At 70.7% G+C, this 12,310-nt stretch carries 12 protein-coding genes; 5 read left to right on the top strand and 7 right to left on the bottom strand.

Translation table 11 applies throughout. The features are described 5' to 3' along the window. Positions 1–174: 174 nt before the first annotated feature. Genes OG407_RS23465 through OG407_RS23455 form a run of 3 tightly spaced genes read left to right on the top strand, consistent with a single transcriptional unit; the run spans position 175 to position 1,942 of the window. Positions 175–654, top strand: coding sequence for a helix-turn-helix transcriptional regulator (locus OG407_RS23465; RefSeq protein ID WP_405868552.1), 480 nt, complete (start codon positions 175–177; stop codon positions 652–654). Then, entirely contained in the window at positions 651–1,085 is a 435-nt protein-coding gene (locus OG407_RS23460) for a VOC family protein (protein WP_405860879.1), read from the top strand. Before OG407_RS23465 ends, OG407_RS23460 begins: the two co-directional genes overlap by 4 nt. Further along, entirely contained in the window at positions 1,082–1,942 is an 861-nt protein-coding gene (locus OG407_RS23455; RefSeq protein WP_405860877.1) for a class I SAM-dependent methyltransferase, read from the top strand. The genes OG407_RS23460 and OG407_RS23455 overlap by 4 nt, the downstream gene beginning before the upstream one ends. 50 nt (positions 1,943–1,992) lie before the next feature. On the opposite strand, the gene cseC is transcribed toward OG407_RS23455, so the two are convergent. The 5 genes from cseC to OG407_RS23430 all read right to left on the bottom strand — a co-directional run bounded on the left by cseC (position 1,993) and on the right by OG407_RS23430 (position 6,751). Further along, entirely contained in the window at positions 1,993–3,336 is a 1,344-nt protein-coding gene (gene cseC, locus OG407_RS23450; protein ID WP_405860875.1) for a two-component system sensor histidine kinase CseC, read from the bottom strand. A gap of 8 nt (positions 3,337–3,344) precedes the next feature. Beyond that, positions 3,345–4,052: a two-component system response regulator CseB gene (cseB, locus tag OG407_RS23445; RefSeq protein ID WP_328680456.1), complete on the bottom strand. Its 708-nt coding sequence runs from the start codon at positions 4,050–4,052 to the stop codon at positions 3,345–3,347. Positions 4,053–4,221: 169 nt separating this feature from the next. Beyond that, positions 4,222–4,938 (bottom strand): hypothetical protein, encoded by a 717-nt coding sequence (locus OG407_RS23440; RefSeq protein WP_403605484.1) that lies wholly within the window; start codon positions 4,936–4,938, stop codon positions 4,222–4,224. Further along, positions 4,926–5,465, bottom strand: coding sequence for a SigE family RNA polymerase sigma factor (locus OG407_RS23435; RefSeq protein ID WP_019064956.1), 540 nt, complete (start codon positions 5,463–5,465; stop codon positions 4,926–4,928). Before OG407_RS23435 ends, OG407_RS23440 begins: the two co-directional genes overlap by 13 nt. Positions 5,466–5,806: 341 nt before the next feature. Continuing rightward, entirely contained in the window at positions 5,807–6,751 is a 945-nt protein-coding gene (locus tag OG407_RS23430; protein ID WP_405860873.1) for an A/G-specific adenine glycosylase, read from the bottom strand. 204 nt (positions 6,752–6,955) lie between these two features. On the opposite strand from OG407_RS23430, the gene OG407_RS23425 reads away from it, so the two are divergent. Further along, positions 6,956–7,771, top strand: coding sequence for a hypothetical protein (locus OG407_RS23425; protein WP_405860871.1), 816 nt, complete (start codon positions 6,956–6,958; stop codon positions 7,769–7,771). 32 nt (positions 7,772–7,803) lie between these two features. Here OG407_RS23425 and disA read toward each other — a convergent pair whose 3' ends face one another. Together disA and radA are read right to left on the bottom strand one after the other, a co-directional pair. Further along, positions 7,804–8,862: a DNA integrity scanning diadenylate cyclase DisA gene (disA, locus tag OG407_RS23420; protein ID WP_366497643.1), complete on the bottom strand. Its 1,059-nt coding sequence runs from the start codon at positions 8,860–8,862 to the stop codon at positions 7,804–7,806. Between the two features lie 136 nt (positions 8,863–8,998). Further along, entirely contained in the window at positions 8,999–10,408 is a 1,410-nt protein-coding gene (gene radA, locus OG407_RS23415; protein ID WP_405860869.1) for a DNA repair protein RadA, read from the bottom strand. A gap of 198 nt (positions 10,409–10,606) precedes the next feature. Between radA and OG407_RS23410 the strand changes: the two genes are divergently transcribed. Continuing rightward, a complete protein-coding gene (locus OG407_RS23410; RefSeq protein ID WP_405860867.1) occupies positions 10,607–12,307 on the top strand; it encodes a BACON domain-containing protein in 1,701 nt (566 codons plus the stop codon). Positions 12,308–12,310 lie beyond the last annotated feature (3 nt).

Below are 12,310 nucleotides of genomic sequence, written 5' to 3'. Positions count from 1 at the left end.
GGGCCTCGTCCTCAAACGCCGGACGGGCTGATCAATGCCGGCCTGAGTCGAGGGGTGCTGGACGGGCTGGATGGCGCCGGCCTGAGTCGAGGGGTGCCGGACCCCGGAGCCGTCGGATTCATCGGCCCGGTGTCGATGTCAGTGCCGCGTGCCACCATCGGGTGCATGGACAAAATGCGGCAGTTGCGTCTTGCCAAGGACGCCATGGATCGTGACTGGGCCGAGCCGGAGCTCGACCTGGGAGCGGTGGCTGCGCATGCCGGGTATTCGCGGTACCACTTCATCCGGGCCTTCAAGGAGGCCTACGGCGAGACGCCCGGGCAGTATCTGACGCATCGGCGGATCGAGCGGGCCGAGGAGATGCTCCGTAGCGCCGATCTGTCGGTGACGGAGATCTGCAATCTGGTCGGGTTCAGCAGCCTCGGTACGTTCTCGGCGCGGTTCAAGGCGCGGACCGGGCTCACGCCGAGTGAGTACCGAGCCAAGCATGTGGGGCGCGGGGCCGCGCTGATCCCCGGGTGTTACGCGATGCTCTGGGCCGGCGGTTTCCCCACCGCAACTTTGAAGAAGCGTCGCGATGTCCGCCCTGCCTACGGTGATGAGCAGGAAGCCGGTTCGACATCAACCTCGTTCGACAGGAGTGCGGAGTCATGATCCAAGGCTTGGGCATCGCCACCGTGTGGACCTTCGACCAGCAGCGCACCAAGGCCTTCTTCACCGAGAAACTCGACTTCGAGATCCGCGACGACATCTCGATGGGCGACATGCGGTGGGTCACCGTGGGCGCCAAGAGCCAGCCCGACGTCGCGCTCACGCTGATGAGCCTGGACGGGCCGGGCCTCGACCCCGAGTCCTCCGAGGCGCTGAAGAAGCTGATCAGCAAGGGGGTGCTGGGTGCCGGGGCGTTCACCACCGATGACTGCCGCGGTGATCACGCGACCTTCAAGGCGCGCGGGGTCGAGTTTCTCCAAGAGCCGACCGAGCGGCCGTACGGCATCGAGGCGATCTTCCGCGACGACAGCGGCAACTGGTACTCGCTGACCGAGCGCAGCGCGGAACTGGACTTCTCGAAGGACTTCGGATGACCCGGGAGCAGCCGGTGGCCGAGGTCGAGCCGGACCACACGGCGGTGCGGGTCGCCCTGTGGCGGGCCCTGCATGTCCAGGCCGATCCGCCGCCGCATGTCATCGAGGACGAGGTCGGGCTGCGGCTCGCGGACCCCGGGGACGACTGGCGGGAGCGTCCCGACATGGACGTCGAGGCCACGCGCCGGGTCCGTGCGTCGATCGTGGCGCGGGCGCGCTTCGTCGAGGACGTGGTGGAGGAGCAGGCCGGGAGGGGTGTGGAGCAGTACGTCATCCTCGGCGCCGGTCTCGACACCTTCGCCCAGCGGCGGCCCGAACTCGGCGCGAAACTCCGGGTGTTCGAGGTCGAGCAGCCCGGCACGCAGGCCTGGAAGCGGCGGCGGCTGACGGAACTGGGGTACGGCATCCCGGACTGGCTGCGCTTCGTGCCGGTCGACTTCGAGGGCGACTGGTGGGGGCAACTGGCCGCCGCCGGTCTCGACACCGGGCGCCCCGCCGTCGTGGCCGCGACCGGCGTGACCATGTACCTCACCCTGGACGCGATCACCACCATGTTCCGCCGGGTCGCGAGTCTCGCCCCGGGCTCCACCCTGGTCACCACGTTCCTACGACCCGTGGACGACGTGGAACCGGAACAGCGCGCGCAGTTGGAGGTCGCGATGCGGGGGGCTCGGGCCGCGGGCACCCCGTTCCTGAGCTTCTTCACCCCGGAACAGATGCTGGCGCTGGGGCGGGAGTGCGGGTTCCGGGATGTGCGGCATGTGCCCGCCGTAGAGCTTGCGGAGCGGTATTTCGGGGGCCGGGTGGAGGGGGCCGCGCCGTCTCGGGGGGAGGAGGTGATGGTGGGGAGTACGTGAGGGGGGCTGGTGTCCGAGGTCCCGAGTAGCCCCCCTGAACCCTGAAAGTCCTACGGCAACATCGGATAACTCCCGGTACTCGTAGGCGCATGCTCCGGCAGCCACAACACCGCCACCGCCCCCTCCGCCGGGATGTACTCAGGCGCGCCGGCAGGCCGGACGTTGCGGAAGGTCAGGCGGGCGCCGAGGACGCGGGCCTGGCCTGCCGCGATGGTCAGGCCCAGGCCGTGGCCGTGGCCCGCGCGGTCCTTGCTGCCGGTGCGGAAGCGGCTCGGGCCCTCCGCGAGAAGTTCCTCGGGGAAGCCGGGGCCGTGGTCGCGGACGCGGATGACCCGGCCCTCCACGGAGACCTCGATCGGCGGTTTGCCGTGGCGGGCCGCGTTGGCGAGCAGGTTGAACAGGACGCGTTCCAGGCGGCGCGGGTCCGTCGTCACCTCCGACTCGTGCACGACGTGCACCACCGCGTCCGGGTCCTTCGCGAGCACCCGGCGGCTCACGAAGTCGCCCAGCATGAGGTCCTGCAACTCGGCCCGCTCGGACGCCCCGTCGAGCCGGGCGACCTCCAGCACGTCCTCGACCAGCGTGCGCATCGCCTTCGCCCGGTCCAGGACCAGCTCCGTCGGGCGGCCGGGGGGCAGGAGTTCGGCCGCGGTCAGCAGGCCCGTCACCGGGGTGCGCAGTTCGTGCGCGATGTCCGCGGTGACCCGGCGTTCCGCCTCAAGTCGTTGTTGCAGCGCGTCCGTCATCGCGTCCACCGCGCGCGCGAGGTCGTCGGTCTCGTCCCGTACGACCCCGCCGATCGCGTCCCGCACCCGTACGTCCGTCTCGCCCTTGGCGACCTGGTTCGCCGCGGCCGCCGCCTTGCGCAGCCGGCGCGAGAGCTGGCCGCCGATCAGGACGCCGAGCGCGCTGCCGCCGAGCACGGCCGCGATCGAGCCGATCACCAGCGCCTGGTCGAGATCCTTGAGGATGTCCGTGCTGCGGTCGGTGAACCCCGTGTGCAGGGACATCACGTGACCGTCCTTGAGCGGTACGGCCGCCCAGATGTCCGGCACCCCGTGCGGCCGGTCGGTGACGTACGTCGCCCGGCGGCCCTCCTCGACCTTCTCGCGCAGCGCGGGCGGCAGACGAGGGTCGTCGATCTTGATGCTGGGGAAGTTCGGCCGCCCGGACAGCTCGTAGTTGCGCTGCGCGATCTGGACGCGCTCGTCCGCGAGGTCGCGCGCGTTGTCCAGCATCGAGACCCGGGCCGCGTTGTGCACGACCAGGCTGAGCGCGATCGCGACCAGCGTGCCGACCAGCGCGATGGCCGCGCTGAGCTTCCATCTCAGTCCGGTACGGATGCCCGCTCTGTCCATGAACGACGGGACCCTGCGCCGTGAATTCCCCCGCATACCCCTGCTCAGGCCTTCAACTTGTAGCCGAAGCCGCGGACCGTCTCGATCCGGTCCTGGCCGATCTTTGTCCGCAGCCGCTGCACATGGACGTCCACGACCCGGGTGTCACCGCCCCAGCCGTAGTCCCACACCCGCTCCAGCAGCTTGTCGCGGGACAGCACCGTGCCCGGCGCCGACGAGAACTCCAGCAGCAGCCGCATCTCGGTCGGCGTCAGCGCCACCGGCTGCCCGGCCCGGCGCACCTCCATGCCCTCGGTGTCGATCTCCAGATCCCCGAAGGTCAGCACCCCGCCGCCTTCCGGGGCCGCCTCCGCGTCCGTCGTACGGTCGCTGCCGCTCGCGTGTCCGAAGCGGCGCAGCACCGCGCGGATGCGGGCCACCAGGACCGCCCCGTCAAAGGGTTTGGTGACGTAGTCGTCGGCCCCGGCTTCCAGGCCCAACACCACGTCGATCGAGTCCGCGCGTGCCGACAGCATGATCACCGGGACCGTCGAATCGTCCCGGATACGGCGGCACAGGCTCACCCCGTCCAGGCCCGGGACCATCACGTCCAGCAGCGCGATGTCGGGGCGGTCGGCCCGGAACGCCTCCAGGCCCGACAGCCCGTCGGGCATGGCGGTGACCACGAAGCCGTCCCGCTCCAGGGCGAGTTGGGTGGCCTCGCGGATGACGTCGTCGTCCTCGACGAACAGGACGTGGGTCTGGTCTGCCATCCCGGTGCTCTCAGTCCTCGTGTGGGTCGTTCTCAAGCATGGGACGCCTGGGACGGCGTCCGCGTTCACTGAAGCATCGGATCGGGGCGGCCGATCGGTTCAGTCCCGGCCGGTTCGGTTCCGAAAGAGTCTGATCGATTCGGTTCCGAAAGGGTCCGTTCGGATCCGTTCAGTTCTTGCTCGGAGTGGGCGACGCGTCGCCCCCGACCGCGTTGCTGTACTCGTTGTGGGTGCTGTACTCCTGGACGAAACGGCCCGACGTCCAGCGGTACGTGATCACGTTCTCCCCGGAGGGACTCGACACCGGGTCGCCCTTCTCGTACACCTGCTTGGTGACGACCAGATCGCCGCGGTCTATCTCCGCGTAGACCGGGGGTTCCTCGGCCTTGAACACATTCTCGTACGTCCCGCCCTTGTCGCGATACACGTACGAGCCGATCCCCACCGCATCGCCGCAGGTCATCACGTTGACGACGACATCGGTCGCGGTGCCGCCGGTCAGCACGCCGTACGACACGTCGACCGCGTACTCGTCGGCCACGCACGGCTTCAGCTCTTGCTTGACCGCCGCCGAGACCTTCGGGTCGTCCATGACGAGCTTGACCGCGTTCACATGGTCGTCGGCGGTCGCGGAGGGGGTGGGAGCGGACGCCTCCGCCACGCCCGCCACCGAGTCGGAGTGCGCCGGGCCCTCGTCACGGGCACCGGTGCCGCCCGTGGCGCAGCCGGACACCAACAGGGCGAGGGCGGCGAGCACGGCCATCGCCGTGAACGCCGCCTCCAGGCTTCCGCGCACCCTCCCGGGCCCGGCGGTCGCCCTCGGGCCCGACCCCGGGGGGTCGTGGCTCGGGCCGTGCCCAGGGGTGTCGCCGCTCAGGCCGCGCAACGCTCCCGCTCCTCACGCTCCAGCGCGCGTGCGTCCAGGTCGCGGGCCTCCAGCTCCTCCCGGAGCCGGGCGAGCGCCCGGTGCAGCGTGCTCTTGACCGTACCGGCCGACATGCCCAGGGCGGCGGCCGTCTCTTCGGTGGACATCTGCTCCCAGTGTCGCAGGACGACCACACTGCGCTGCTTCGGAGCGAGAACTTTCATGATGTCCATAAGAAGCGCCCGGTCCGCGTGCTGTTCGGTCGCGTCGTCGACGCTCGCGTCCGGCAGCTGCTCGGTGGGGACCTCTTCGAGCTTGCGGGCCCGCCACCACTCGGTCCGGGTGTTGATCATGACGCGGCGCAGGTAAGCGTCCGCGAGGCGCTTGTCCTCGATGGTCTCCCAGCGGCCGTACGTCCGTACCAGCGCCGTCTGGAGCAGGTCCTGGGCGTCGACCGGGTCCGGCACCAGCCGGCGGGCGCTGCGCAGCAGCGCGTCCTGTCGGGTGCGGACGTACTCCTCGAATTCGAGCACCTCGCCCTGCGCCATGATCAACCGCCTCCATCCCCGTTTCCGACCCGCCTGCTGCCGGTTGTCCTCTGCTGCTGTCCCGCCGGTCTGCGGTACACAAATGAAGTTACGGAGGGGTTGTCACGGCACTGTGCGGAGCAGCCTGCGGAGAGCGCTCGGCTGTCCGTCAGTTGTGTAACGGAAGTAGGTCCGGGGTAAGGGGGGTGGGTTGTTGGGGTGGTTATGGGGTGTTTTGCCTGGCGGGGTGGGTGTGCGGGAGTGTTGCAAGAGCTTGGTGTGGGCTGTGGAGCGGGTCGGGGTGGGGGCTCTGTCTGTGAAGTGACCATGTGTCAGGTCGTGACGGACTGTGTCCGGTTGTTTCAGGCTCGGGTCGCCGGGAGTTGGTACAGGCCGTCCGGGAGGGGTTCGACGAGGCCGTCGGAGACCAGGCCGTCCAGTGCCCTGGCTCGCTGTACCGGCTCGTGCCACACGCGGTCGAGCGCGGACTGGGGGACGGGGGTGTGCGCTTCGCGCAGTACGGCCAGGAGCTTGCCGCGGACCTGGCGGTCCGTGCCCGCGTACGTCTGGCCCTTGCGGGCCGGGCCCTCGTGTTCCGGCTTGCCGGCGAGGTTCCAGGCGCACTGGGCGGAGATGGGGCAGCGGTGGCACGTCTCGTTCTTCGCGGTGCAGACGAGTGCGCCGAGTTCCATGGACGCGGCGGCCCAGCGGGCCGCTGTGTCGTCGTCCTGGGGGAGGAGCGCGCGGGCCAGCTTGCGTTCGGCTGCGGTGGTGGCGTTCGGGGGGTACTGCGCGCCGGTGACCGCGCGCGCGAAGACCCGGCGGACGTTGGTGTCGAGTACGGCGTGGCGCTGGCCGTAGGCGAAGGACGCGACCGCGGCTGCCGTGTACTCGCCGATGCCGGGGAGTGCGAGGAGCTGGGCGTGGTCGGTGGGGACGTCGCCGCCGTGGCGTTCCGTTATGGCGGTGGCGGCGCCGTGGAGGCGCAGCGCGCGGCGGGGGTAGCCGAGGCGGCCCCAGGCGCGGACGGCTTCGCCGGGGGCGTCCTGGGCGAGGTCGGCGGGGCGGGGCCAGCGGGCGAGCCACTGTTCGTAGACCGGGAGGACGCGGCTGACCGGGGTCTGCTGGAGCATGAACTCGCTGACCATCACGCCCCAGGGGCCGGCGTCGGGGTGGCGCCAGGGCAGGTCGCGGGCGTTGTCCTCGAACCAGTCGATGACGGGGGTGTGGAGGTGGGCGCCTCCGTTCTCTCCTCCGTCCGGTGTGGTGGCGGCTGTGGTGTGCGGGGGTTTCGTGGGCGCAGTCATGGCGTTCCGATCCTGCCACGGCCGGTGGGGGGTCGGGGCTGCGCCGTACCGCCACGACCCGCTCCCGCTTCGTCGGCGGCCGCGGGCTCGTGGTCCATCCCGGGCCCTTCCAGGCGGGGTTGCCGGAATGATGATCCGGAAAAGTTGGGGCGGGGGCGGCGGGTGGGGCGAGGTAACTCGCCGATCTCTCGTACAGTTTGCGCCGTGGGATCACTGCGCAATCCGGTCGGGCCGCTTCCCTCCTCCATCTATTGGCGACGGAGGGTCCTCATGGTGTCCGTGGTCGCCTTGTTGGCGCTGCTGATCACCTGGATCGTCAACTCCGGTGGCGGGAGCGGCAAGAACGGTGCCGATGGGGCGAAGAACGGAAAGACTCCCGCTCCTACGATCACTGCCGGGCCGTCGGGATCCGGTCCCGCCATCAGTCAACACCCGGGCGGCCGCGATGACTCGGGCGGCGGAAGCAGTGGAAGCTCCGGCAGTGGTAGTGGGGATGGGTCCGGCTCCGGTGGGTCGAGTGCCGGGTCCGGTGGTGGTGACGGTGGCGGCAGTGGGTCCGGTGGCGGGTCCAACGGCGGTAGTAGTACGGGGACTACGGTTCCCGCCGACTCGACGCTTCCCAACTGCACCGCCGGCGCTGTGCAGTTGAGTCTGCGGAGTCTGCACAACTCGTACTCGCCGGATCAGACGCCTACGTTCGTGCTCACCGCCAAGAACTCCTCCGGCAGTGACTGCAAGGTCGATCTCGGGCCCAAGAGCGCCGTGTTGACCATTACGGAGGCGGGGGGCAGCGCTGATTTCTGGTCGTCCGCCGACTGCCCGAAGAGTGCCGGGAGTGTCTACTACCGGGTGTCCGCCGGGGGCAACGTCACGTACACCCTGAAGTGGGACCGCAAGCCGAGTGCGCCCGAGTGCGCCACTCCGGCCGCTGGTTCGGCCGGGACCGGGACCTATCTGGTGGAGGCGCAGGCCTCCGGGTTCGCCAAGGCGCAGACCTCGTTCGTTCTGGCCAGCGACTAGGGGCAGTTGGGCTCAGTCAGTAGGCGGTTGGGCTACACGTAGCGTTCGAGGATGGAGGACTCCGCCAGGCGGGAGAGGCCCTCTCGGACGCTGCGTGCCCTTGCTTCCCCTACGCCGTCCACTGTCTGCAGGTCGTCGACGCTTGCCGCCAGGAGTTTCTGCAGGCCTCCGAAGTGCTCCACCAGGCGGTCGATGATCGCGCCGGGGAGGCGCGGGACCTTGGCCAGGAGGCGGAAGCCTCGGGGGGACACCGCCGAGTCGAGGGCCTCGGGGGAGCCGGTGTAGCCCAACGCGCGGGCCACGGTGGGGAGTTCGAGGAGCTCCGCGTGGGAGAGGGCGTCCAGTTCGGCCAGGGCTTCGTTCACCGTGCGGGAGCGTTTGGCCGTGGGCTCGGGGACGTAGTCGCGGACTACCAGTTCGCGTTCCGGTTCCACGCCCGCGATCAACTCCTCCAGCTGGAGGGCGAGCAGGCGGCCGTCCGTGCCGAGCTCCACGACGTATTCGGCGATCTCGGTCGCGATCAGGCGGACCATTTCGAGGCGTTGGACCACGGTTGATACGTCTCGGACCGTCACCAGGTCCTCGATCTCCAGGGCCGACAGCGTTCCCGCCACCTCGTCCAGGCGGAGCTTGTAGCGCTCCAGGGTGGCGAGGGCCTGGTTGGCGCGGGACAGGATCGCCGCCGAGTCCTCCAGTACGCGGCGTTGGCCGTCTACGTAGAGGGCGATCAGGCGCATGGACTGGGAGACGGAGACCACCGGGAAGGAGACCTGTTTGCTCACTCGGTCCGCCGTGCGGTGGCGGGTGCCCGTCTCCTCGGTGGGGATGTTGGGGTCGGGGACCAGCTGGACGCCTGCTCGAAGGATCTTGGAGAGGTCCGAGGAGACGACGATGCCGCCGTCCAGCTTGCAGAGTTCTCGTAGGCGCGTGGCCGTGAACTCCACGTCCAGGATGAAACCGCCTGTGCACATCGCTTCTACGGTCTTGTCGGAACCGAGCACGATGAGGCCGCCCGTGTTGCCGCGGAGGATTCTCTCCAGGCCGTCGCGCAGGGCCGTGCCAGGGGCCGCGGCGCTCAATGAGGCGCGCATCAGGCCATCGCCGCCGGACTTTCCGGGAGCTGACGCCCGGTCGTTGGCTGCCACTGCACTCCTCCGGTCGCAGGTTTTTCCGGTGCTCCCCTTTCGCGTACCTGGTTCGTACGGACAGGCGAGACCAGGGCAAAGTCTACCGGCGGTCCTCGGCGTCCCGTGGGGCCTCTCGCTTACGGGACCTTGGAAGGACCCGGAGAGCGTCTCCTATGTCGGCTACTTCGATGACCTTCATGCCTGCCGGGATCTTGCCCGGGTCGCTCGGAACGAGGGCGTGGGTGAAGCCCAGACGGTGTGCTTCGGAGAGTCTGCGCTGGACGCCCGTGACCCTTCTGACCTCGCCCGCGAGGCCTACTTCGCCGATCGCCACCAGGTTGTTGGGGAGGGGGGTGTCGCTCGCGGCGGAGGCCAGGGCGAGCGCGATGGCCAGATCTGCCGCTGGTTCGGAGAGTTTCACTCCGCCCACCGTCGCCGAGTAGATGTCCCGCTTGCCCAGGGCGCTGATCTTGCCGCGCTGTTCCAGGACCGCGAGCATCATCGAGACCCGGGATGTCTCCAGGCCCGAAGTGGTGCGGCGGGGGGAGGGGATCTGGGAGTCGACCGTGAGGGCCTGTACCTCGGCCACCAAGGGGCGGCGGCCCTCCAGGGTGACGGTCAGGCAGGTGCCCGGGACGGGCTCCGCGCGGCGGGTCAGGAACAGGCCGCTCGGGTCGGCCAGGCCCGTGATGCCCTCGTCGTGCAGCTCGAAGCAGCCGACCTCGTCCGTCGTGCCGTAGCGGTTCTTGACGCCCCGTACGAGGCGCAGGCGGGCGTGGCGGTCGCCCTCGAAGGAGAGCACCACGTCGACCAAATGCTCCAGGAGGCGGGGGCCCGCGATCGCGCCGTCCTTGGTGACGTGGCCCACGAGGAGGGTGGACATGCCGCGCTCCTTGGAGGCGCGGATCAGGGCGCCGGCCACCTCGCGGACCTGGGACATGCCGCCGGGTGCGCCGTCGATCTCCGGGGAGGCCACCGTCTGGACGGAGTCCAGGATCAGGAGGGAGGGCTTCACCGCGTCCAAGTGGCCCAGGATCGTGGCCAGATCGGTCTCGGCGGCGAGGTAGAGGTTGTCGTCGATCGCCTTGATGCGGTCGGCGCGGAGGCGGACCTGGCTCGCCGACTCCTCGCCGGTGACGTAGAGCGTGCGGTGCTCCTCGCTCGCCGACTTGGCCGCCACGTCGAGGAGGAGGGTCGACTTGCCCACGCCCGGTTCGCCCGCTACGAGGACCACGGCTCCGGGGACCAGGCCGCCGCCGAGGACCCGGTCCAGCTCGGGGACGCCGGTCGAGCGGGCGGTGGCCGTGCGGCCGTCGACCTGGCCGATCGGTACCGCGGAATTGGTGACGCGGCCGGGGGAGGTCGTCCGGACCGCGGGTGCGCCGTACTCCTCGACCGTGCCCCAGGCCTGGCACTCGGAACAGCGGCCGAGCCACTTGGCCGTCTGCCAGCCGCACTCGGTGCAGCGGTAGGACGGTCGGTCCTTGGTGGTCTTCGTACGGGCAGCCATGCGTGAACCGTAACCGCCCGCACTGACAACGCGGTCGGCGGTCGGGACGTGCCTCTTCGGTATCCGGCCACTGCCCGTCAGGAACGAGCCATGCGGGTCAGGGTGCCTGTCCCCTTTTGAGGGATCGTTTCACCCGTACGGATTAAATGTACTCAAGGGGGCGGAAGGGGGCATCGCCCGCCGCCTACGGTCGCACGGGTGATGAGCAGCAGTCCGGAGACCTCGACCCGCACCACCGGCGCACACCGGGCGCATCGGGAGGCGCGTGACCGCGCTGCGGCGCGCACGCTGGCGCAGCGCCCGCCCGCGCGCTACGAGCCGTATCTGGACGGCCTGTTCACGTACTGCCTGTCCGTGCTCTGCGACCACGACGCGGCGACCGCCGCCCTGGGGGACGTGCTCGCGCTGGCCGAACGCCGGGGCGCGCGGGTGCCGGAGACGGCCGGTGACCGTCGGGCCTGGCTGTACGCGCTGGCCCGCTGGGCCTGCCTGCGCAAGCTCGCCGAGGCCAAGCAGAAACGTCAGGGCACGCACGCGGTGGGGCGTGGCGAGGTGGAGGAGCCCGCTGTTTCCGAGGAGTCGAGGGAGCGGCGGGGGCGTGAACTCGCCCTGCTCGCCTGGCCGGAGGCCGCCGGGACCAGCCCGGAGCAGCGCGAGGCGCTCGAACTCGCCGTGCGCCACCGGCTCGCCGCCCACGAGGTCGCCGCCGTACTCGGCATGGACCTCGCCAGTGCGCGGGAGCTGCTGGCGGCCGCGGCCTGCGAGGTGGAACGCACGCGTGCCGCCCTCGCCGTCGTCGAGACCGGGAGCTGTCCGAGCGTCGCCCGCCTCACCGGTGACCATCAGCTGGTGCTCAGCAGCGCCCTGCGCCGTGAACTCGTCCGGCACGTCGACGACTGCCCGCACTGCCGCCGTACCGCCGAGCGCGCGGTGCCCGGCAACTGGCCCGGCGCGAGTGTCACGCCCGCCGAACTGCCCGTCCTGGAGGCACCCCGCGCGGACCTGCATGTCGCGATGGCGCATCTCCCACGCGCGCGTGGCGCCGCCGCGCCGCGCTTCGACCGGCGCGGTTTCCCGATGGACCCGAAGGACCGTGCCGCCCGGAGAGACCGCCTACGCGCGCGTGCCGTCACGACGACCGTCGTCGCCACCGTCATCGCGGCGCCCGTCCTCGCCCTGTGGGCCGCCTACCGGGGCACACCGACCGGCGAGGGCGCCGAGGGCCGGGCCGTCACCGCGAGCGAGCGGCACGGACCCGGCAGCCTGGAGGGCGAGGTCGCGAGCGGCGGCTACGAGAACACCGGCAACGCCGGCACCAGCCCACGGCCCGGCAAGAACGGCAAGAACGGCAAGAACGATGTCTCCGTAGAGGTCATCAGCGTCACCGGCGCCGGCCAGAAGGGCGCCGGTCACCTCGCCGTCTCGGCCGCCAACAGCAGCGACACCACGCTCATCACCCTCACCGCGTCCGGCTCGGCCCCGGTCCGCTGGTCCGCGACCACCGCGGCACCCTGGCTCTACCTCAGCCAGTCCTCGGGAACCCTCGCCCCGGGCGAATCGTTGACGATCAAGGTGTACGTCGACCATCTGCGCGAGCCCTCCGGCCACTGGACCGCGCGCGTGGCCGTCTCACCGGCCGGAGCCATCGTCTCGATCGAGGGCTACGGCACCGCGCCCACCCCGACCGACCCGGGCGACCCCACGCACCCGACCGACCCCGGCGACCCGCCCTCGTCGAGCCCGGACCCGACGCCCACGAGCACGGCACCCACCGACCCCACGCCGAGCGACCCGCCGCCCACGTCCGCCGACCCGACCCCGACCCCGACGGACTCGTCCTCCGCCGACCCGGGGGGCTCGACGCCGCCGCCCGACGGCGGCGACCCGAGTTCGTCCTAGGCG

The organism is Streptomyces sp. NBC_01515 (assembly GCF_045040345.1).
In the GTDB taxonomy this organism is placed as follows: domain Bacteria; phylum Actinomycetota; class Actinomycetes; order Streptomycetales; family Streptomycetaceae; genus Streptomyces.
The sequence above is the reverse complement of the archived record's forward strand: the minus strand, read 5'-3'. Positions and strand labels throughout refer to the sequence as shown.

Excerpts from the sequence above, each read along its gene's own strand:
- OG407_RS23465 (WP_405868552.1), top strand. The coding sequence starts at position 175 with ATGCGGCAGTTGCGTCTTGCCAAGGACGCCATGGATCGTGACTGGGCC.
- OG407_RS23455 (WP_405860877.1), top strand. The coding sequence starts at position 1,082 with ATGACCCGGGAGCAGCCGGTGGCCGAGGTCGAGCCGGACCACACGGCG.
- disA (WP_366497643.1), bottom strand. The coding sequence starts at position 8,862 with ATGCGCGCCTCATTGAGCGCCGCGGCCCCTGGCACGGCCCTGCGCGAC.
- radA (WP_405860869.1), bottom strand. The coding sequence starts at position 10,408 with ATGGCTGCCCGTACGAAGACCACCAAGGACCGACCGTCCTACCGCTGC.
- cseB (WP_328680456.1), bottom strand. The coding sequence starts at position 4,052 with ATGGCAGACCAGACCCACGTCCTGTTCGTCGAGGACGACGACGTCATC.
- OG407_RS23435 (WP_019064956.1), bottom strand. The coding sequence starts at position 5,465 with ATGGCGCAGGGCGAGGTGCTCGAATTCGAGGAGTACGTCCGCACCCGA.
- OG407_RS23430 (WP_405860873.1), bottom strand. The coding sequence starts at position 6,751 with ATGACTGCGCCCACGAAACCCCCGCACACCACAGCCGCCACCACACCG.
- cseC (WP_405860875.1), bottom strand. The coding sequence starts at position 3,336 with ATGCGGGGGAATTCACGGCGCAGGGTCCCGTCGTTCATGGACAGAGCG.
- OG407_RS23460 (WP_405860879.1), top strand. The coding sequence starts at position 651 with ATGATCCAAGGCTTGGGCATCGCCACCGTGTGGACCTTCGACCAGCAG.